This window comes from Pseudomonas rosaeacicularis (assembly GCF_057128745.1).
On record NZ_JBSKHT010000009.1, the window covers coordinates 85,257 to 106,063 of the forward strand.

At 57.6% G+C, this 20,807-nt stretch carries 17 protein-coding genes, 4 tRNA genes and 1 pseudogene; 7 read left to right on the top strand and 15 right to left on the bottom strand.

Features of this window, described 5'->3' with window-relative positions; translation table 11 throughout:
- Nucleotides 1–2 precede the first annotated feature (2 nt).
- The 7 genes and pseudogenes from tssK to ACWKWM_RS13250 form a co-directional block, all read right to left on the bottom strand.
- Nucleotides 3–554 (bottom strand): annotated as a pseudogene (gene tssK, locus ACWKWM_RS13220) (type VI secretion system baseplate subunit TssK); the annotation flags it as partial.
- 23 nt (nt 555–577) lie between these two features.
- Entirely contained in the window at nt 578–2,116 is a 1,539-nt protein-coding gene (tssC, locus tag ACWKWM_RS13225) for a type VI secretion system contractile sheath large subunit (RefSeq protein ID WP_483846566.1), read from the bottom strand.
- A gap of 31 nt (nt 2,117–2,147) precedes the next feature.
- Nucleotides 2,148–2,651 (bottom strand): type VI secretion system contractile sheath small subunit, encoded by a 504-nt coding sequence (gene tssB / locus ACWKWM_RS13230; protein WP_483846567.1) that lies wholly within the window; start codon nt 2,649–2,651, stop codon nt 2,148–2,150.
- An 816-nt stretch (nt 2,652–3,467) separates the two neighbouring features.
- Nucleotides 3,468–3,543, bottom strand: a tRNA-Gly gene (locus ACWKWM_RS13235).
- Nucleotides 3,544–3,546: 3 nt separating this feature from the next.
- Nucleotides 3,547–3,622, bottom strand: a tRNA-Glu gene (locus tag ACWKWM_RS13240).
- A gap of 101 nt (nt 3,623–3,723) precedes the next feature.
- A tRNA-Gly gene (locus ACWKWM_RS13245) sits at nt 3,724–3,799 on the bottom strand.
- Nucleotides 3,800–3,802: 3 nt separating this feature from the next.
- Nucleotides 3,803–3,878 (bottom strand) — tRNA-Glu (locus tag ACWKWM_RS13250).
- Between the two features lie 266 nt (nt 3,879–4,144).
- Here ACWKWM_RS13250 and ACWKWM_RS13255 point away from each other — a divergent pair.
- On the top strand, nt 4,145–4,918 hold the full coding sequence (locus ACWKWM_RS13255) for a hypothetical protein (RefSeq protein ID WP_483846568.1): 774 nt from the start codon (nt 4,145–4,147) through the stop codon (nt 4,916–4,918).
- 108 nt (nt 4,919–5,026) lie between these two features.
- Here ACWKWM_RS13255 and ACWKWM_RS13260 read toward each other — a convergent pair whose 3' ends face one another.
- Both ACWKWM_RS13260 and ACWKWM_RS13265 read right to left on the bottom strand, forming a co-directional pair.
- Nucleotides 5,027–5,512, bottom strand: coding sequence for a GAF domain-containing protein (locus ACWKWM_RS13260; protein ID WP_483846569.1), 486 nt, complete (start codon nt 5,510–5,512; stop codon nt 5,027–5,029).
- Nucleotides 5,509–6,402, bottom strand: coding sequence for an ATP-binding protein (locus ACWKWM_RS13265; protein ID WP_483846570.1), 894 nt, complete (start codon nt 6,400–6,402; stop codon nt 5,509–5,511). The genes ACWKWM_RS13260 and ACWKWM_RS13265 overlap by 4 nt, the downstream gene beginning before the upstream one ends.
- Nucleotides 6,403–6,487: 85 nt before the next feature.
- Here ACWKWM_RS13265 and ACWKWM_RS13270 point away from each other — a divergent pair, with 85 nt between their 5' ends.
- On the top strand, nt 6,488–8,809 hold the full coding sequence (locus ACWKWM_RS13270; RefSeq protein WP_483846571.1) for a hybrid sensor histidine kinase/response regulator: 2,322 nt from the start codon (nt 6,488–6,490) through the stop codon (nt 8,807–8,809).
- A gap of 96 nt (nt 8,810–8,905) precedes the next feature.
- Here ACWKWM_RS13270 and ACWKWM_RS13275 read toward each other — a convergent pair whose 3' ends face one another.
- Together ACWKWM_RS13275 and msrB are read right to left on the bottom strand one after the other, a co-directional pair.
- Entirely contained in the window at nt 8,906–9,391 is a 486-nt protein-coding gene (locus tag ACWKWM_RS13275; protein WP_483846572.1) for a glutathione peroxidase, read from the bottom strand.
- A 112-nt stretch (nt 9,392–9,503) separates the two neighbouring features.
- Nucleotides 9,504–9,899 (bottom strand): peptide-methionine (R)-S-oxide reductase MsrB, encoded by a 396-nt coding sequence (gene msrB / locus ACWKWM_RS13280; RefSeq protein WP_483846573.1) that lies wholly within the window; start codon nt 9,897–9,899, stop codon nt 9,504–9,506.
- A 193-nt stretch (nt 9,900–10,092) separates the two neighbouring features.
- On the opposite strand from msrB, the gene ACWKWM_RS13285 reads away from it, so the two are divergent.
- Both ACWKWM_RS13285 and htpX read left to right on the top strand, forming a co-directional pair.
- Nucleotides 10,093–11,304 carry a pyridoxal phosphate-dependent aminotransferase gene (locus tag ACWKWM_RS13285; protein WP_483846574.1) on the top strand — a complete coding sequence of 404 codons (1,212 nt, stop codon included), beginning with the start codon at nt 10,093–10,095 and terminating at the stop codon, nt 11,302–11,304.
- Between the two features lie 232 nt (nt 11,305–11,536).
- Entirely contained in the window at nt 11,537–12,424 is an 888-nt protein-coding gene (htpX, locus tag ACWKWM_RS13290) for a protease HtpX (RefSeq protein WP_483834639.1), read from the top strand.
- A gap of 65 nt (nt 12,425–12,489) precedes the next feature.
- On the opposite strand, the gene ACWKWM_RS13295 is transcribed toward htpX, so the two are convergent.
- Nucleotides 12,490–13,146, bottom strand: a complete 657-nt coding sequence (locus tag ACWKWM_RS13295; protein WP_483846575.1) for a thiopurine S-methyltransferase — start codon at nt 13,144–13,146, stop codon at nt 12,490–12,492.
- A gap of 103 nt (nt 13,147–13,249) precedes the next feature.
- Here ACWKWM_RS13295 and ACWKWM_RS13300 point away from each other — a divergent pair, with 103 nt between their 5' ends.
- A complete protein-coding gene (locus tag ACWKWM_RS13300; RefSeq protein ID WP_483846576.1) occupies nt 13,250–14,017 on the top strand; it encodes a DODA-type extradiol aromatic ring-opening family dioxygenase in 768 nt (255 codons plus the stop codon).
- 176 nt (nt 14,018–14,193) lie between these two features.
- Here ACWKWM_RS13300 and ACWKWM_RS13305 read toward each other — a convergent pair whose 3' ends face one another.
- Complete coding sequence (locus ACWKWM_RS13305) at nt 14,194–15,882, bottom strand: DEAD/DEAH box helicase (RefSeq protein ID WP_483834636.1); 1,689 nt, start codon at nt 15,880–15,882, stop codon at nt 14,194–14,196.
- Nucleotides 15,883–16,298: 416 nt separating this feature from the next.
- On the opposite strand from ACWKWM_RS13305, the gene ACWKWM_RS13310 reads away from it, so the two are divergent.
- Nucleotides 16,299–17,090: a crotonase/enoyl-CoA hydratase family protein gene (locus ACWKWM_RS13310; RefSeq protein ID WP_483846577.1), complete on the top strand. Its 792-nt coding sequence runs from the start codon at nt 16,299–16,301 to the stop codon at nt 17,088–17,090.
- Here ACWKWM_RS13310 and ACWKWM_RS13315 read toward each other — a convergent pair.
- Nucleotides 17,087–17,842, bottom strand: coding sequence for a spermidine synthase (locus tag ACWKWM_RS13315; protein WP_483846578.1), 756 nt, complete (start codon nt 17,840–17,842; stop codon nt 17,087–17,089). The genes ACWKWM_RS13310 and ACWKWM_RS13315 overlap by 4 nt on opposite strands.
- Nucleotides 17,843–18,099: 257 nt before the next feature.
- Here ACWKWM_RS13315 and ACWKWM_RS13320 point away from each other — a divergent pair, with 257 nt between their 5' ends.
- Nucleotides 18,100–19,446: a class II 3-deoxy-7-phosphoheptulonate synthase gene (locus ACWKWM_RS13320; RefSeq protein WP_483846579.1), complete on the top strand. Its 1,347-nt coding sequence runs from the start codon at nt 18,100–18,102 to the stop codon at nt 19,444–19,446.
- Nucleotides 19,447–19,537: 91 nt separating this feature from the next.
- Here ACWKWM_RS13320 and ACWKWM_RS13325 read toward each other — a convergent pair whose 3' ends face one another.
- Nucleotides 19,538–20,782: a winged helix-turn-helix domain-containing protein gene (locus tag ACWKWM_RS13325; RefSeq protein WP_483846580.1), complete on the bottom strand. Its 1,245-nt coding sequence runs from the start codon at nt 20,780–20,782 to the stop codon at nt 19,538–19,540.
- Nucleotides 20,783–20,807: the final 25 nt, after the last annotated feature.

Sequence of the window (20,807 nt, forward strand, 5' to 3'; positions counted from 1 at the left end):
CCGTCAACACTCCAGGCGCCCTGTCCATCGCGCACCAGACGCGCGACAGGACAGGTCAGATAATCAGCATTCTCGTCACTGTCCAGACGCAAGCTCAGCGCGTGCTCCAATACGCCGATGGATTGCGCCTCGTCGCCGTAAACATCCTGCACCTGACGCCAATCCCGGCGATAACGCAGGGGACGCTCGGCCTGGGTGTCTTCCAACAGGCAGTTGTTGCCATTGGCGTGTTCGAGCGCTAAGGCCAGCAGCACCACTGCGCTCTGACTACCCTCGGTCAGCGCTCGGCTCAACTCCAGCGCGGGCGGCAGACGATCAACATGATCGGTATCAATCAACGTGCCATCTGGCATGCGCAGGCGCAGCCGGGTTGCCTTGAGCTTGCCCATCCGCAAGGCATCCGAATCAAATGACGCCGCCCGAATACCCCACGGATGGATCAGTGACAGATGCGCCAGGTATTCGTTATTCCAGGCTTCCCAACGCGCTTGCTGCTGAAATTGCTGCGGCGACAGCAACGTCCCCGCGGCCCACAAAGGTCGATCGATTTTCATGACGTCGTTTCCCTACGCACGGATCAGGCTTTGGCCTTGGGCATCTGCGAAACCAGCGACAAATTGACGTCCATGCCTTCCACCTGAAAATGCGGCACGGCGTACAGCTTCACGCGGAAAAAACCGGGGTTGTCTTCGATGTCTTCGACGGTGACTTTGGCGTCACGCAAGGGGTGGGAGGCCTGAAGGTCATCGCCGGGGTCGGTCATTTCGGTAACGAGCCCGCCGACCCACTTGTTCAGCTCAAGCTCTAGAATCCGACGATCCTTGGTGGTGCCGATGTTTTCGCGCTGGATCAGCTTCAGATAGTGGGCAATGCGCGAAAGCAGAAAGATATACGGCAGCCGCGCGTTGATTCGGCTGTTGGCGGTCGCATCAGCCGTGTCGTACAGGGCCGGTTTCTGCGACGAATTAGCCGAGAAGAAACAGGCGTAATCGCGGTTTTTGTAATACGAGAGCGGAATGAACCCGAGGTTGGCGAATTCGAACTCACGGGTTTCCGGAATCATGACTTCCGACGGAATCTTCACCTGATTGCCGGTGCCCAGGTCGTACAGGTGAATGGGCAAATCCGTGACGGCGCCGCCCGATTGCGGGCCGCGGATCTGCACGCACCAGCCATTGGTGATAAAGCTTTTCACCATGTTGGCGGCGAAGGCGAACGAGGCATTGGTCCACAGGTATTTGCCGTGGTCAGGGCCTTTCACGCTCTCGACGTAGTTGAAGCTGCGCACCGGAATTGTATCGGGGCCATAGGGCAGACGGCCCAGCACCCGGGGCATAGTCAGGCCGATGTAGCGAGAATCGTCACTGTCGCGAAAAGACTTCCACTTGATGTATTCCGCGCGGTCGAAGTAGTTGCCGATGTCCTTGATCGCGGCGACCTCCTCCATCGACTCTTTGCCAAAAAAAGCCGGGCCGACCGAGCCAATGAACGGCATGTGCGCTGCCGCTGCGACTTTTGAAATGCTGCGCAAAAGTGCAATGTCCTGCGGACTGCGATCAAACTCGTAATTGGAAATGGCCGCCGCTATCGGCTCGCCGCCCGGCGTGTCGTACTCTTGCGTGTAGGCATGAACATATAAACCACTTTGGGCGATTTCGGGTGCGTCTTCGAAGTCTTGTACCAAGTGATCTTTACTGATATCCAACAGTTCGATTCGAACGTTTTGGCGGAAGTCTGTTTGATCTATCAATGACTTAACGCCGCGCCAGGTCGATTCGACACGTTGAAAGTCCGGGTGATGCATCACCGCATCAAGTTGGGAACTGATATGTGCATCCAGCGCCGCGATGTGTTCATCCAGCAAGGTCTTGTCGAGGCGCTCAACTTTCTGGGCGGATTTTTTAAGAAGATCAAGAAACACACTGACAGCAGCTGTTACCCGCTCATCGACGGAGACATCGGACAGGACTTCATTACTTTGAAAAACTTCTATGTCACCCAGTGTTGTAACCGGGCTGAGATTTATCTTTGCAAACAGCGTGCTATACACATTCTGACTTTCTTCAGACAATGTTGCAGCGCCGTGTGAGTGCACGGAAGACTGTTCTACTGACATGATGGCAACTTCCTTGTGAAACCTGGGCGGTTTAACGACTTTCGTTGGGAGCCAGTGCGGCCAGTTCGGCACGCAGTTCGTTGCTCAACGCTTCATCCTTGAGGATGCGTTCCAGCTCGTGGCGAAACGTCGCGTTGTCCAACAGATTTGATTTAAGGTCGCGCAGCAGATTTCGCATCGCCAGCAGCGCACGGAGTTGCGGTATCTGACGCGCCACCTGCTCGGGCTCGAAATCGCGCATGCTCTGAAAACTCAGTTCCACCGAGGTGTCGGAGGCGTCGCTGGTCAGAGTGTTCTCCACTGCCAGCGTCAGGCTCGGTGAAAACTCGGCCAATACGTTATCGAAATTGTTTTTATTAATGTCGACCTTGTCTCGTTCTGACAAGGACCGCTGCTCTTTACCGTTACTGTAATCGCCCATCACCATCAGCTTGAGTGGCAACTCAACCTTTTTTTGCGCACCACCGGTATGCAAATCGAGCTTGATATTGACCCGAGCTTTGGGCACTTCGTTTTGGAAGCTGTTTGATGCCATAAATCCTCCAGTTTTGCGTTACAGAAAATATGTATATCAACATCAACTCACTGGAAGCTTCCGACTGAAGCCGTCCTTAACACTTCTTGACCTATGGTCAGGCCAATATGTTTACATATGTTTATAAACACGTTTATTTTATGTTTATTTCAATAAACACGAGCATCAGAAAATTATTGAATCCCGACCTGCAGAGCAATAGTGGTTTACCAGTAACGAATATGCCATCCCTCGAACGACGTTTCGGAAGTTTCCCACTTGCTTTCGGAAACGTCCCACTTATTAAAATTGACAAAGTAACGAAACATTAGACTGGATATACAAGCTGATAATATGGCACGGCGGCTCTACATAGAGGGTTGCAGCTGCACAATGGCGATGATTTCCCGAGAGGAGCGAATCGATTTGAGCCTAATTGCGTCGGTGTGAAGGTCGACAGGCGATTCAAGCTGATGAAAAATGCAGCCTTCGTTGCGGGGTCGTTTCTCGGCGTCGCCCTTGATGCCGACGGCAAGCTGATCGACACCAATACGGTGCCCGACCTGCTGAAGCTGTTGCAACGACAGGGCTGGTTAACGCTGGAGCAGCGTCGCGAAGGACAATACTTCTGCTTTGCGCCCGAGCGGCGCACTCAGGTGTGGAACCCTGGCCGTAATCAGAAACAGGTGTCCAGGGTTTCGATAACGCTCAGATCGTCGTCCACCAGACAACCCGTGCGCCACAGCGCCTGCGGATTGCTGGTGAGCCGCATTGACCCAGACCTTAAAACGCGGACAAACAAAGACGCCGCTCTGGTGAGCGGCGTTTTTGTGAATTTGGAGCGGGAAACGAGACTCGAACTCGCGACCCCGACCTTGGCAAGGTCGTGCTCTACCAACTGAGCTATTCCCGCAAATGGCGTCCCCTAGGGGACTCGAACCCCTGTTACCGCCGTGAAAGGGCGGTGTCCTAGGCCACTAGACGAAGGGGACGCTGCCCGGAACATATGGTGTATGTCCCAGTGTCCAAAGCATCATCCGAAGATGTTGCCTGGTTTCACTCAACCCTGCCCTGAAGCAAAGCTGCTTAAAAATGGAGCGGGAAACGAGACTCGAACTCGCGACCCCGACCTTGGCAAGGTCGTGCTCTACCAACTGAGCTATTCCCGCAAATGGCGTCCCCTAGGGGACTCGAACCCCTGTTACCGCCGTGAAAGGGCGGTGTCCTAGGCCACTAGACGAAGGGGACACACGTACAACATTCACTACTTACTGCGCTGCGCTGTGTGCTTTACGCTGTAAGTGGCGCGCATTCTATGGATGGTTTGATAGGTCGTCAACCCCCATGTGAAAATTTATTCAAATCAATGACTTCGCCCTCTATTTAGTCAATGAATGGCCGATACACAACTGCAGGGCAGACAACTAATAAGAGAGCAGGCCGACCGCCACACCTTTCCGCAATAGTGCATAGCCACTACACTCGGCGCACATTACTTGATCGAGGCTTCAACGGTGACACCACTCATTATCACGCTGATGGTTGTAGCGGGCATCGTACTCCTGATAGCCATCGGTTACCTGAATCACGTCAACGAGAACAAGAAGGTTGAGCGTGCTCGCACTCTGGTAGAACTCAACGATCGCCTGCGCCGCTGCAGCGAGTTGTCTGAGACCTTCCCGGGCCAGCTGATGACGCCTGCACTCAAGCTATTGCTGGTGCGTCTTGAACTCAACGTGGTCAAGCGTCTGACCGAGCTGGAAAGACGCAGCAATATCGGTCTTCAAGAGCGCGAAACAGAACTGCAAGCCCTGGTCGCACAAGGGGATAACTTGACGGTCAGCAATCCCCCCGCCCCCATTCAAACTGAAGCCAAAGCCAAAGACGTGCGCTTTCTGCTGGAAGCGATGCATGGTCAGGTGACGCGCGCGGCCCATGACGGATTTCTGCAAACCACCGAAGCCAAACACTGGATTCGCGAAATTCGTAATTTGCTGGTGCTCCTGCACATCGAGTTCTTCAACAATCTGGGCCAGCAAGCTATGGCGGCGGAGCAGCCTGGCCAGGCCCGCCTTGCCTTCGAACGTGGCGTGCAATACCTGCGCAATCAGGCAGAGCCCGCACCATGGAAAACCCATTTGGCGGCGATGGAGAGACAACTGGGGCGCGCCAATGCAATGGTGCTGGACACCATCGCACCGACTGAAGACGACAACAACGAGCTGACCGAAGGTCTGAAAGTCGTTGAAGCCGACGCCGAATGGAAGAAGAAGGCAATCTACGATTAGCTACAAGCGGCAAGCTTTAAGCTGCAAGCCTTAATCCTACAAGTGCCTCTGTCCCGCTTGTAGCTTGTAGCTTGTAGCTTGTAGCTTGTAGCTTGTAGCTTGCAGCTATCAGGTCACATCCGTCGACTTCAGAAATATCGCCACCAATTGCTCAACCCCCGCCTGATCTTCCTCGCTGAATCGCCCGATGCTCGGGCTGTCCAGATCCAGCACGCCAATCAAATTCCCGTCTTTGACCAGCGGCACGACCAGCTCGCTGTTCGAGGCGCTGTCGCAGGCGATGTGGCCGGGAAACGCATGCACGTCCTCGACACGTTGGGTTTCGCGGCTTTGCGCTGCGGCGCCACAGACCCCCTTGCCGAACGGGATACGCACACAGGCGATCTGGCCTTGAAAAGGCCCCAGTACCAGTTCCTCGTTGCGATTCAGATAAAAGCCGGCCCAGTTCAGGTCGTCCAGCTGGGTGAACAGAAACGCCGAAAACTGCGCCGCATTGGCGATAAAGTCGCGCTCGTCCGCCAGCAGGGATTCCAGCTGCGCCGTCAACAAGCGGTAGCCGTCCAGGCCCTTGCCCGCCGCATTCAAATCAATCATGACTGTTGCTCCAACATCTTCAACCCTACCCAATACCTGGCGAATTGATAAGCACAGCGGCCATTTCGATTGCCGCGTCCGGTGGCCCAGCGCACGGCGAGAATTTCCAGCTCTTCATCTCGCTGCCAAGCCAGGCCCGACTTGCTTGCCAGTTCGCCGACCCAGTGCTCGACCACGTTCAGGAAATGCTCTTGGGTGAAGGGGTAAAACGACAACCACAGGCCGAAACGGTCGGACAAGGCGATCTTGTCTTCCACCGCTTCGCTTGGGTGCAGCTCGCCGTCTTCGCCGCGCTTCCAGTGCTCGTTGTCGCTCTCCTTCTCCGGCACCAAGTGGCGACGGTTGGAGGTGGCGTACAGCAAGACGTTATCCGGCGCTTGCTCGAGCGATCCGTCGAGCACACTTTTCAGGACGCGGTAATCGCCTTCGCCCGACTCAAATGACAGGTCATCGCAAAACAGTACGAAACGCTGTGGCAGTTTTTGCAGCAGCTCGACGACCCGTGGCAGGTCGCCCAGATTGTCGCGCTCGATTTCGATCAGCCGCAGTCCGGCCTTGGCGTGCTCGGCGAGCAGCGCACGAACCAGCGATGATTTACCCGTCCCGCGCGAGCCCCAGAGCAACGCGTGGTTGGCCGGTAGCCCATCGATGAACTGTTGAGTGTTGCGCCCCAATTGCTCGCGCTGGCGATCCACCCCGATCAGGTCCGACAGGCGCATGTCCAGGGTGACTTCCAGCGGCATGAGGTAGCCGCCACGCCCTTCGTGGATCCAGCGCGCGGCCAGTGATTTGTTCCAGTCCATCGGTTCGCGGACCGCTGGCAATAAAGGTTCGAGTCGCGCCAGCACAGATTCGGCGCGTTCCAGAAATGCGTTCAACCGAGAATCCACAATGTCTCCTTGATTTAACTGATTAAAGGCCGGGTCCGATCAGCTATGCTTGCCCAGCGATCGGACACAGGAAGTAGCAGTACCTATGGATATAGCGATTACTAACCGGCTGTCGTTCAAGCAGGCACGTTTGATCGTGCTGATTGGTTTCGTGTTGGGAACCCTGCTTAGCCTGTTACAAATTGCCATCGATTATGCCAGCGAAGACGCCTCCATCGATCGTGAAATTCGCTCCCTGCTGCAAATCAGCCACAACCCGGCCTCGCGAATCGCCTACAACATAGACTCCGAACTCGCTCAGGAGCTGACCCTGGGCCTGCTTCACTCCCCTGCCGTGGTCGCCGCCCGGCTCACGGACAACAACAATATATTGTTGGCTGCCGTGTCCCGCCCTATCGCGCAAAGCCCGTATCGGATGGTCAGTGATTTCCTGTTCGGCAAAAGCCGTGAGTTCGAGGACAAGTTGTTTCTTGACCACTTGCCCAATGAACCCATCGGCACGCTACACCTCAATGTCGACACCTTTGCGTTTGGCAGCCACTTTCTGCAGCGCGCTGAAATTACCCTGCTCAACGGCTTCGTCCGCAGTCTGTTGTTCGCGGGGATCCTCATGGCGCTGTTCTACTTCACGCTGACCAAACCCCTGACCAAAGTGATTCGCGCACTGACCGCCAACGACGCCCGCAGCCCCACGCAAACGCCCCTGCCCTGCCCGCCCGGCCATGAGAAAGATGAAATCGGTGTGCTGGTTAAAGTGGCCAACCTGCAGTTCGAGAGCGTCGCCATCGAATTTGCTCGACGCCGGGATGCGGAAAACCGTCTGACCGACCATCTCAATGAACTGGAGGACATCGTCACCGCGCGCACCCTTGAGCTCAATAACAGCAACATTCGCCTGAGTCAGTCCAATGAAGAGCTGCAAATCGCGCGCAGCACGGCGCTGGACATGGCCCACGCACGCTCGGCGTTTCTGGCGCACATGAGTCACGAAATTCGCACCCCGCTCAATGGCTTGCTGGGCATGATGGCGCTGTCCATGGACGGGCCGCTGAGCGCCGAACAGCGCCAGCAGCTGTTGATCGCCCATGACTCGGGCAAAGTGCTGGTGGAATTGCTCAACGATATTCTCGATCTGTCGAAATTCGACGCCGGCCAGCTTGAACTTGAACGTATCCCTTTCGATCTCGGCACCCTGATCGAAGACACCGCTAACCTGCTGTCACAAAATGCAGCGCCCAGTGTCGAGCTGACGTGCTTGATCGATCCGCGGTTTCCCGCATTGGTGCTGGGCGATCCGACCCGCGTGCGGCAGATCGTCAGCAACTTGCTCTCCAATGCGCTCAAGTTCACGCGTGTCGGACGTGTCGATGTGCGCCTGAGTCAGCAGGCAGGCAAAGTACGCATCGAAGTGTGCGACACCGGCATAGGCATCGCGCAGGACGCGCAGGCAAAAATCTTTGAACCGTTTACCCAGGCTGAAGCGGCGATCACCCGGCAATTCGGCGGCACGGGATTGGGCCTGACGCTTACACACAATTTGTGCGAAGCCATGAACGGCGAACTGAGTATTGAATCGCGCAGCGGCGTCGGCAGCCGGTTTTGCGTCGATCTGCCCTTGCCGGCTCATGCGCCAACGCCGGAGTGGCCCCCTTTGAAAGGCCGCGTCGTGGTGGTGAGCTCTGCCAACAGTGGACTGATGGAATTACTGGGCGAGTGGCTGCCTGCGTGGGGGATCGAGTATCAGCACTTCGCTGTCAACGACACCCGGCACCACACGCTTCCGGATCTGTTGATCACCGATTGTCCGGACTGTCTGACAGGCATGCGGCCGGAGACGTCGATCCCGATTCTCTTGGTCACGGCCTACGGCAATTTCATGGCCAGCGATCAAGTCAACGCTCTTGCTCCGCTTCACCAGCAAGCCCGGCCGCTGGGAAGGCTGAGCCTTCATCAAACGCTGGGCCGTATATTGCGCACAGAAGGCCAACTGGACAGTGATCGTCTGTTGCGCGAGCAGCCCTTTAATCACCGCGCGCGCATTCTGCTGGTGGAAGACAATCCGGTGAACCAGCTGGTTGCCAAGGGGATGTTGAGCAAGCTGGGCTGCGAAGTGGTGGTCAGCAGTCATGGCGGCGAGGCACTCGACGCATTGGCCCAGGAAGGTTTCGATCTGGTACTGATGGATTGCAACATGCCGGTCATGGACGGTTACGAGGCGACTCGGCTTATCCGCCAGAACCCTAAGTGGCAGGATTTACCGGTCATCGCCCTGACCGCGAACGCGATGCCCGAGGAGCGCGAGCACTGCAAATCGGCTGGCATGAGCGATTACCTGGCCAAGCCTTTTCATCGGGAAGAGTTAATCAGCTTGCTGGATCAGTGGATTCCAGCAGTTCAGGCGCATTAAGCGCAATCATTCTGTAGGAGCGAATTCATTCGCGAAACGGCGCGCCAGATTTTCCGCGTCGCCAACAAGTTGGCTCCTACAGAAACATGTGGGGAGTCAGCCAAGCAAAGCCTCGATATCCGATTTCAGCTCTTCGGGTTTGGTCAACGGCGCGTAACGCTTGACCAGCTTGCCGTCCTTGCCGATGAGGAATTTGGTGAAATTCCATTTGATTCGTTCAGATCCCAGCAGGCCGGGCGCTTGCTTCTTCAGTTGCACAAACAACGGGTGCGCATTGTCGCCGTTGACGTCGATCTTCTTGAACAGCGGAAAGCTCACCCCGTAATTCAATTCACAAAACTCCGAGATTGCCCCTTCGTTACCGGGCTCCTGCTTGCCGAACTGGTTGCACGGAAAACCCAGCACCACCAAGCCTCGGTCCTTGTAGCTCTGCCACAACTGTTCGAGCCCTTTGTATTGCGGTGTAAATCCGCACTTGCTCGCGGTATTGACCACCAGAACGGCTTTGCCAGCGTAATCGGCGAGGGTTTTTTCTTCACCCTTGATCGTCTGCACGGGGATGCTCAGCAAGTTGTCGCTCATGGCAATGCCTCGAAAAGAGAATTAGCCAACTTAGCGCGCCCGTGGCGGGCGCGCTATTGGATTGTCATGCGTGATAACGATTCATGCGTCTGACAACGATAGCGGCATATCCCTACGCGCGCGGCACCAGGTCCAGACACACCGAGTTGATGCAATAGCGTAAGCCGGTCGGCGGCGGCCCATCAGGAAACACATGGCCCAGATGCGCATCGCACTTGGAGCACACCACTTCGGTGCGGATCATGCCATGGCTGACGTCGCGCACTTCGACGACGGCGCTGCCTTCAAGCGGTGCATAAAAGCTCGGCCAGCCGCAGCCGGAATCAAACTTTGTAGTCGAGTCAAACAGCGGCTCGTTGCAGCAGATGCAGTGATAAACCCCATCGGTTTTGGTGCTGTTGTATTTGCCGCTGAACGGCCGCTCGGTCGCCTTCAGGCGACAGACGTTGTACTGCTCGGGGTCGAGCATCTGCTTCCACTCTTCCAGGGTTTTATCCAGCTTTTCCACGGGTACACCTCCACAACTGAAAAAGCCCGATCTGTGCCTTTTCCACGGATCGGGTGGCACGTATGATTGCGCCTCGTCAGAACGCCAGTCTGTCACCCGCGTTTCACGCATACAAACCCATTTTGATGGCGTTATGCTCAGCGGTCCGTCCGCAAGACCTGCGACCGGCCGCCCATTTTCGGGATCTACCACCATGCAGTTCAGCAAATCCAACAAGCTCGCCAACGTCTGTTACGACATTCGCGGGCCCGTGCTCAAGCACGCCAAGCGCCTGGAAGAGGAAGGCCATCGCATCCTCAAGCTGAACATCGGCAACCCGGCACCCTTCGGTTTCGAAGCCCCTGAAGAAATCCTTCAGGACGTGATTCGCAACCTGCCCACTTCGCAAGGCTACAGCGACTCCAAAGGGTTGTTCAGTGCGCGCAAGGCGGTCATGCAGTACTACCAGCAGAAACAGGTCGAAGGTGTCGGCATTGAAGACATCTACCTGGGCAACGGCGTCTCCGAATTGATCGTAATGTCGATGCAGGCATTGCTCAATAATGGCGATGAAGTGCTGATCCCGGCGCCGGATTACCCGCTGTGGACCGCTGCCGTGAGCTTGTCCGGTGGCAACCCGGTGCATTACCTGTGCGACGAGCAGGCGAACTGGTGGCCGGATCTGGCAGACATGAAAGCCAAGATCACGCCGAACACCAAGGCCATGGTAATCATCAACCCGAATAACCCCACCGGCGCCGTTTACTCTAAAGAAGTGCTGCTGGGCATGCTGGAATTGGCTCGCCAGCATAATCTGGTGGTGTTCTCCGACGAAATCTACGACAAGATTCTGTACGACGATGCCGTGCACATTTGCACCGCATCCCTAGCCCCTGACTTGTTGTGCCTGACGTTCAACGGCTTGTCCAAGTCCTATCGCGTGGCAGGATTCCGCTCCGGCTGGATCGCTATTTCCGGGCCAAAGCATAACGCCCAGAGCTACATAGAGGGCATCGATATCCTGGCGAACATGCGCCTGTGCGCCAACGTGCCCAGCCAGCACGCCATTCAGACGGCATTGGGCGGCTACCAGAGCATCAACGATCTGGTGCTGCCGCCGGGCCGCTTGCTGGAGCAGCGCAATCGAACCTGGGAGTTGCTCAACGATATCCCCGGCGTCAGCTGCGTGAAACCTATGGGCGCGCTGTATGCCTTTCCGCGCATCGACCCGAAGATCTGCCCGATCCACAACGACGAGAAGTTCGCGCTCGACCTCCTGCTGTCGGAAAAGCTGCTGATCGTTCAAGGCACGGCCTTCAACTGGCCTTGGCCTGATCACTTCCGCGTCGTCACCCTGCCACGGGTGGACGATCTGGAACAGGCGATCGGGCGCATCGGAAATTTCCTCAAGACCTATCGCCAATAAAACCCGCCTTGTAGGAGAGCGCTTGCCCGCGATAGCTTTCTCTTCAGTTGCTACTTTGGTGGCTGACTGATTGCTTTCGCGGGCAAGCGCGCTCCTACAGGCGTGGGTTCATAATCCTCTGGCGATGCAGGGCGACACAGTTTGAAATAGTCGCCGGGTTGAATAGCCGCGGACATCACCTTATATACCCCGCAACCCGATACATATTCTTCACGAGGAGAACGTCTCAACCATGATGCGCATTTTGCTGTTCTTGGCCACTAACCTTGCGGTCGTGCTGATTGCCAGCATCACCCTGAGCCTTTTTGGCTTCAATGGGTTTATGGCGGCCAATGGGGTTGATCTGAACCTCAATCAGCTGCTGATCTTCTGCGCGGTATTTGGTTTTGCCGGCTCACTGTTTTCGCTGTTCATCTCCAAGTGGATGGCGAAAATGAGTACGGGCACCCAAATCATCACCCAGCCGCGTACGCGCCACGAACAGTGGCTGGTGCAAACGGTGGAGCAACTGTCCCGCGAGGCGGGGATCAAGATGCCGGAAGTGGGTATTTTCCCTGCTTACGAAGCAAACGCCTTCGCCACGGGCTGGAACAAAAACGACGCGCTGGTCGCGGTCAGCCAGGGCCTGCTGGAGCGTTTCTCACCGGATGAAGTGAAAGCAGTTCTGGCACACGAAATAGGCCACGTTGCCAACGGCGACATGGTGACTCTGGCACTGGTACAGGGCGTTGTGAACACCTTCGTCATGTTCTTTGCACGGATCATCGGCAACTTCGTCGACAAGGTGATCTTCAAGAACGAGCAAGGCCAGGGGATTGCGTACTACATCGCGACCATCTTCGCCGAAATCGTTCTGGGCTTCCTGGCCAGCGCAATTGTCATGTGGTTCTCGCGCAAACGTGAATACCGCGCAGACGATGCCGGTGCTCGTCTGGCCGGTACTGGCGCAATGATCAGCGCCTTGCAGCGCCTGCGTTCGGAGCAAGGCGTGCCGGTGCAAATGCCCGACAGCCTGACCGCCTTCGGCATCAATGGCGGTCTGAAGCATGGCCTGGCGGGTTTGTTCATGAGCCACCCGGCTCTGGAAGACCGCATCGAGGCGCTGCGTCGTCGCGGTTGATCCGCGTGCTGGCAGTACGTGTAAGGGCGACCTCGGTCGCCCTTTCTTTCGCCTGAAGTTTGTTGCTACCGCCGGAAAAGGCTATAGACCTGCTCACTCAACCGCGTCGCCCCCGCGTCCGCGAATTTACGACTCTGCTGCAGGACGTTCTCTTCAGCGATCACCTTGAGCCGCCACTCCAGAGAAAGCAGCTGAATCACCTCGTCATCGGCGACACTGAACGGCGGTCCGGCGACCTGAGACTGCTCGTAATCCAGCGTGATCAACAGCCCACGGCAATCGGCTGGGAGGATTTTGTTCAAGTGCTGAACGTAGCGCCAGCGCATTTCCGGCGGCAAGGCGATCAAGGCAGCACGGTCGTATAACACCGAGCAATTGCCAATGTCCTTGGCGCTCAATTTAAAGAAATCACCGCACCAGATCTCGCAGTTTTCATTGCTGAACAGCTTGAAGGCGCCGCGCTGCTCCACCAGTGGCTGCACGTTGCGCTCGGCAAAATAATCCTCGACCGCTTTCTCCGATAGTTCGACACCCACCACCGTCAGGCCTTGCCCCAGAAGCCACGTCATATCGACGCTCTTCCCACACAACGGCACAAATACCCGTTCGCCTTTTTTGACACCCAGCTCCGACCAGAATCGTTGCAAATAGGGGTTAACCTGAGGCTGATTAAAGCCAATCTGATCCTGGGCCCACCGCTGATGCCAAAAATCGGGCTGCATATGTAACTCCTGATATATCGATCAAACCGCACAGAAACTTATATTAGATTTAGATGAATGATCTGCCTGATCATGAAGCATCTTACCCTTCAGGATGGCCGATATGTTCCCCAGCCTATTTATCTCTCACGGATCGCCCATGCTAGCTCTGGAGCCTGGCCCCAGCGGCCCCGCGTTGGCACGTCTGGCGGCCGAAATTCCCCGCCCACGGGCCATCGTGATCGTTTCAGCGCACTGGGAAAGCGATGAGCTGCTAGTGAACGGCAATCTTCAGCCTGAAACCTGGCATGACTTCGGCGGATTCCCGGCCGCACTATTCGCCGTGCAGTACCCAGCCAAGGGTATGCCGCAGCTGAGTCGGCAAGTAGTGGAGTTACTGGCAGCAAGCAATCTTCCTGCGCGAATAGACCATAAACGCCCGCTGGATCACGGCGTCTGGGTGCCGCTTTCGCTGATGTACCCGCAGGCGGACATTCCGGTGGTGCAGGTTTCATTGCCCTCGCGCATGGGTCCGGCCCTGCAGACACGAGTCGGCAAGGCCTTGGCGAGCCTGCGCGAAGAGCAGGTGCTGATCATTGGCTCCGGGAGCATTACCCATAACCTGCGCGAACTGGACTGGCACGCCGGCCCCGAAAGCGTGGAGCCTTGGGCAAAAGCGTTTCGTGACTGGATGATCGAGAAACTGGCTGCCGATGACGAGGCCGCCCTGCACGACTACAGGCGTCTTGCGCCAAATGCCGTGCGCAACCATCCCAGTGACGAGCATTTGTTGCCGCTTTACTTTGCACGCGGCGCGGGGGGTGAGTTCAGCGTTGCGCATGAAGGCTTCACCATGGGCGCGCTGGGGATGGACATCTATAGGTTTGGCTAAGGCCGGCTCACCCGATCTATAGGAGCGAATTTATTCGCGAGGCGCCGTGCATGTGAAGCCAGCTGAATGCTCGCCAACAAGTTGGCTCCTACAGAGCGAGCAACCCTAAATCCAAGACAAAAAAATCCCCGAACCAGTCGGGGATTTTTTATTTCAGACGATCAGCTCAAGGCAGATCAGTCTTCGCGATAGCGACGCAGCTTCAACTGCTTACCGGCAACGCGGGTGTCTTTCAGCTTGGCCAGCAGACGCTCGAGGCCATCTTCTGGCAGCTCGACGAGGCTGAAGCTGTCACGCACCTGGATGCGACCGATTGCTTCGCGGGCCAGACCACCTTCGTTGAGGATTGCACCCAACAGGTTTTTGGCAGCGATGCCGTCACGTGCGCCCAGCGCGGTACGGCAGCGAGCACGGCCTTCGGCCAAAGGAACCGGGGCACGACGCTCGCGATCACCACGATCCGGACGATCGCCCGATGGACGATCCGAACCCGAGCGATCGGAACGTTCACGCGGAGCACTGTTCGGCACCAGTGGACGTTCTTTCTCGATGGCGCCCAGGGTCAGAGCCTGACCGTTGGTAGCTTTGCGCAGCAGAGCAGCGGCCAGAGCACGCGGGCTGCAACCGATATCAGCAGTCAGACGGTCGAGCAACTCACCGTGAGTCGATTCTGCATCAGCGACCAGCGGCGACAGGCTGTTGGTCAACTTCTTGATGCGGGCATCGAGAACAGCCTGGCCATCTGGAAGACGAACTTCAGCGATTTTCTGACCGGTCATGCGCTCGATCACTTGCAGCATGCGACGCTCGCGCGGCGTTACCAGCAACAGTGCGCGACCTTCGCGACCGGCACGGCCAGTACGGCCGATACGGTGAACGTAGGCTTCCGGATCGTAAGGCATGTCCACGTTGAATACGTGGGTGATACGCGGAACGTCGAGACCACGGGCAGCAACGTCGGTCGCTACAACGATGTCCAGACGGCCATCCTTGAGGGAGTCGATGACGCGCTCACGCTGGTTCTGGGCGATGTCGCCGTTCAGCGCAGCAGCCTTGTAGCCTTTGGCTTCAAGAGCGCTGGCCAAATCCAGAGTCGCTTGCTTGGTCCGCACGAACATGATCAGTGCGTCGAAGTCTTCGACTTCCAGCAAGCTCAGAACGGCAGAGGTCTTCTGGTCAGCGTGAACCAACAGGTGAGCCTGTTCGATCGCAGTAACGGTCTGGGTCTTGCTTTGGATCTTGACGTGTTTCGGGTCACGCAGGTGACGCTCGGCGATCGCACGGATCGACTGCGGCAAGGTGGCCGAGAACAGTACGGTCTGGCGGGTTTCCGGCATGGCCTTGAAGATGACTTCGAGGTCGTCCATGAAACCGAGTTTCAGCATTTCGTCCGCTTCGTCGAGAACCAGGTGGTTCACGGTCGCCAGGACTTTCTCGTCACGACGCAGGTGGTCACACAGACGACCCGGGGTAGCGACGACGATTTGCGCGCCGTTACGGATCGCTTTCAGCTGTGGGCCCATCGGCGCACCGCCGTAGACAGCCACAACAGTGACGCCCGGCATTTGCTTGGCGTAGGTTTCGAACGCGGTGGCGACTTGCAGGGCCAGTTCGCGAGTCGGCGCGAGGATCAGCGCTTGCGGCTCACGCTTGGTCGGATCGATGCGGTGCAGGATAGGCAGAGCGAAGGCGGCGGTTTTACCGGTACCTGTCTGCGCCTGACCAATCATGTCGTGACCGGCAAGAATGATAGGGATCGATTGCTGTTGAATAGCCGATGGCTCTTCGTAGCCGGTAGCAACAACGGCTGCAACAATGTTCGGGTGAAGTTCAAGAGCGGCGAAGCCGCCGGATTCCTGGGTCATGGGTCTGCCTCTGAGTGCATCCGCAAAGACCCATGCTCCAAAGCTGCGCGTGCCGTGTAAGACCCTAGAGTCGCCCTGGCTGCTTTGTCGGCGGGGATTTGCGAAAACGTATTGATGAATGGATCGTCAAGGATAGTTCGCAAGCGAACGAGCGTCCGAAGATGGCTTCGGAGACCAATACCGTGGCGAGGGCCCTGTTAAAGGCCGGCGCGCACTATACCGGAATTGCGCAAAAATGTGAGGGTTTTTTTTGGGGCAAATAATGGCCTGCGTCCAACTGTCACAGGCTTTGCGCAAACTCGCGCCAGTGTCTACTTTTCTAAAAGCCCGGTATTACTGGCGATGGGCTTAATCGTTTCACCTATTCCGTCAGACAGTTCGCCTCCGATCCTACTCAGCGCGCAGGAATCTCAGACATGACCTCCCCCATCAAAGGCCACGTCAGCCGCGAGCGGCGTGGCGCGACCATGCTCATCGGCCTTGATCGCGTTCCCAAGCGCAATGCGTTCGACATGCAAATGCTCAATCAACTCAGCCTCGCCTACGGAGAATTCGAGCGCGATGATCAGGCGCGAGTCGCCGTGGTATTTGCACATGGCGAGCATTTTACGGCTGGCCTTGATCTGGCCGAAGCCGGGCCTACCCTCAGCGAAGGCTGGAAAGTGCCAAACGGGGGATACGACCCATGGGGTTTAGGCGTAGGACCCAGGGTCAGCAAGCCGGTGATCGTTGCCGCTCAAGGCTACTGCCTGACGCTGGGCATCGAACTGATGCTCGCATCGGACATCAATCTCTGCGCCAGCAACACACGCTTTTCCCATCTCGAAGTGCAACGAGGGATATTTGCCTTTGGCGGAGCGACCCTGCGCCTGCATCAGATTGCCGGCTGGGGCAATGCCATGCGCTGGTTGCTGACGGGCGATGAGTTCGATGCCCACGAAGCTTGTCGAATGGGACTGGTTCAGGAAGTCATGGCCAGCGAAGACTTATTGCCCTCTGCGTTGCGCCTGGCCCAACACATCGCCGACAGAGCACCGCTTGGCATAAAAGCCACGCTCGAGTCAGCGCGCCAGGCGGTGCTGGAGGGCGAAGCCGTGGCGGCGCTAGCGTTACCGGCATTGGTCAAACAGGTGATCAGCAGTGCGGACGCCAGCGAGGGCCTCAAAGCGCTGATTGAAAACCGGACCCCGCGCTTCACCGGTCACTAACTGGCCGGGCGCAAGGCCTTGATCAATGAAGCCAGCGAATAACCCAGTTGCGGCGCAAGGAAAGCGGCTCGTTCGGTGAGTGCGTCGATGTCCAGGGTTTGCTCCAGATCAGCCGGGACGATGAGAATCACGTTGCCTTCTTTGACCGGCAGTTCCCAGTAATGACGGTGGTAGAGTCCGCGCAATAACGCAGCGCCCAGCGGCTTGCCGTCATCTGAGGCCCATTGATTGATCACCAGCCAACCGCCGGGATTGAGGCGCCGCTGGCAGCTTTCGAGGAAATTCCACGCCAGATGCCCGACCCCCGGACCAGTGTCGGTATACAGATCGACGAAGATCAGATCGGCGGATTCAGCGCTGGCCAGTAGTTCCAGCGCATCGCCGACGCGGATGTACAGCCGGGGATCATCCGCCAGCCCCATGTATTCCATGGCCAGACGCGGCACGTCCGGTCGCAGCTCGATGGCTTCGATGTCTTCCAGTGGCAGGAATTTCATGCACGCCTGAGTCAGCGTTCCGGCCCCCAACCCCATGAACAGCGCGCTTTCCGGCGCTTCATGGCACAACGCCCCAATCAGCATCGCGCGGGTGTAGTCGTACTCCAGCCAGGCGGGGTCCGCCGTAAAGGTACAGCTTTGCTCGATGGCGTCGCCGAATTCGAGGAAGCGGTACTCGTCCACTTCCAGCACGCGAATCATGCCGAAGTCATCATGTACTTCAGCCAGCACGCGCTCTACGCGCTCCTCAGTCATTGCCGCTCCTACAGCCTGGCGAGCGCCCGGACCCGAGCGCGAAAGCGCGGATTGTCGTCTGTGCTGCCCACCCAGGCAAGCGCGCCCAGTGCAAATCCCGTTGGCAAGGCTTGCCCGCGAAGCCAGCGCCTCAGTTTGTCTGACACAATGCATCGCCCCCTTCGCGGGCATGCCACGCTCCAACAAGGGATCAGGTAACGTTCGTTTGATCCGGGCTGCTACCATAGCCGTCCGATCGCACTGACTTCGAGTTCACGATGAGCCAACCCTGGAGCCCCGACAGCTGGCGGGCCTTGCCAATCCAGCAGCAACCTCAATACCCCGATGCCGCGCACGTTCTGCGTGTGGAACAGACCCTGGCGAGCTACCCGCCACTGGTGTTCGCTGGCGAGGCCCGAGAGCTGCGTCGCCAGTTCGCCGAGGTGACCGAGGGTCGGGCGTTCCTGCTGCAGGGTGGCGATTGCGCCGAAAGCTTCTTCGAATTCTCGGCTGCGAAAATCCGTGACACCTTCAAAGTGCTGCTGCAGATGGCCATCGTCATGACGTTCGCCGCAGGCTGCCCGGTAGTGAAAGTCGGGCGCATGGCCGGTCAATTCGCCAAGCCGCGCTCGTCCAACGACGAAACCATTGATGGCGTCACGCTCCCCGCCTATCGGGGCGACATCGTCAACGGTATTGGTTTTGACGAAAAAAACCGCGTGCCAGACCCGGATCGCCTGCTTCAGGCCTACCACCAGTCCACCGCGACCCTGAATCTGCTGCGCGCCTTCGCTCAGGGCGGTTTCGCCGACCTCCATCAAGTCCACCAATGGAATCTGGACTTCATTGCCGGTTCAGCGCTTTCGGACAAATACAGCCAGCTTGCCAATCGCATCGACGAAACCCTGGCCTTCATGCGCGCCTGTGGCATGGACACCTCGCCGCAACTGCGCGAAACCAGCTTCTTTACCGCCCACGAGGCGCTGCTGCTCAACTACGAAGAAGCCTTCGTGCGGCGCGACAGCCTGACCAATGATTTCTACGATTGCTCGGCGCACATGCTGTGGATCGGCGACCGCACCCGCCAGCTGGACGGCGCGCACGTTGAGTTCCTGCGCGGCGTAAAGAACCCGATTGGCGTCAAGGTCGGGCCAAGCATGAACACCGACGATCTGATTCGCTTGATCGATATCCTTAACCCGGACAACGACCCCGGCCGCCTGAACCTGATCGCGCGCATGGGTGCGAACAAAGTGGGCGATCACTTGCCCGGCCTGATTCGCGCCGTGGAGCGCGAGGGCAAGAAGGTGCTGTGGAGCTCGGACCCGATGCATGGCAATACGATCAAGGCCAGCAGCGGATATAAAACCCGTGATTTTGCGCAGATCCTCGGCGAAGTTAAGCAGTTCTTCCAGGTGCATCAGGCGGAAGGGACTTACGCTGGCGGGATTCACATCGAGATGACCGGGCAGAACGTCACCGAATGTATCGGCGGCGCGCGTCCGATTACCGAAGATGGCTTGTCGGACCGTTACCACACCCACTGTGATCCGCGGATGAATGCCGATCAGTCGCTGGAATTGGCGTTTTTGATTGCCGAGACGTTGAAGCAGGTACGCCGCTAATACTGCCCTGTAGGAACGAATTCATTCGCGAGGTTCGTTCAAACGATGAAGATGCATCAGATGGACGTGCCTCTCGCGAATAAATTCGCTCCTACAGAAAATCGTGCTCCAGCGCGATAAACGCCACTCTCAACCGCGCTGCACTGGCGCGCTGGCAATTGATCTGGATCTCAGGCAACCCCAGCCAATCGGCCAGTTGCCGCAGGTTTCGAGCCAGCGCCTGCATGCCCTCCTCGTCCAAGCTCTTCGCTTCTTCATGCACGGCATGCACCGCCAGCCGTCCAACCGCGCGTTCAGCTCGCAGGTCGATGCGCGCGGCGATGTGTTCGTTGTACAAAAACGGCAGCACGTAATAGCCATAAATGCGTTTGGCCTGGGGCGTGTAAATCTCCAACCGATAGCGGAAATCGAACAGCCGCTCGGTGCGTGCACGCTCCCAGATCAATGAGTCGAACGGCGACAGCAACGCGCTGGTTTGGACGTTGCGTGGGATTTTCAACGCTGGCATCGCATACGCCGGCTGTTTCCAGCCCTGGATCGTGACCGACTCAATGTCACCGGCTTCCAGCAACTCGGCAATCCCGACTCTGGCCGGCAATGGGTCCTGACGAAAATAGTCGCGGATGTCTTTCTCGGTGCCCACGCCCAACGCCTTGACCGCATGCAGGAGCAAGCCGCGCTGGGCGTCTGATTCGGTCAATTCAGGATGATCGAGCACTGCCGAAGGCAAAACCCGCTCGGGTAAATCGTACAGTCGCTCGAAGCCTCGGCGCCCGGCGACCGTTACCTCTCCTGCCGCAAACAGCCACTCCAGCGCCTGTTTTTCCGCGCTCCAGTCCCACCACGGCCCGGCACGTTCCTGACGGGTGCTGATGCTACCCGCACCCAATGCGCCGCGCTCGCGGACCATCTGCAAGACTTGCGCAATGACCGTAGGTTGCTCGCGACCGAATTTGGCCATCTGCTGATAAATGCCCTCGCCTTGCGACGCCCGTTGCATGCGCCAGCGCAGCAGCGGATACAGCGTCACCGGCAGCAACGACGCCTCATGCCCCCAGTACTCGAACAACTTGCGATGGCGCCCCTGACTCCAGGCCGCTTGATCCAACAAAGTGGGTGAGTAGTTGCCGAGACGGGAATAAAGCGGTAGGTAATGCGAGCGCACTAGCGCGTTGACCGAATCGATCTGCAACACGCCCAGGCGTTCGATCAGTTGCGAAACATGACTGGCTTTGATGAGAGCTGGCGGCTGCCGCCCGTTAAAGCCTTGGGCGGCCAGCACCACACGACGTGCCTGCTTGAGTGAAAGCGCTTGAGAGGTAAGTTGCACGGCCATTCAGAGCCTCCTGCTTGATGCGCAA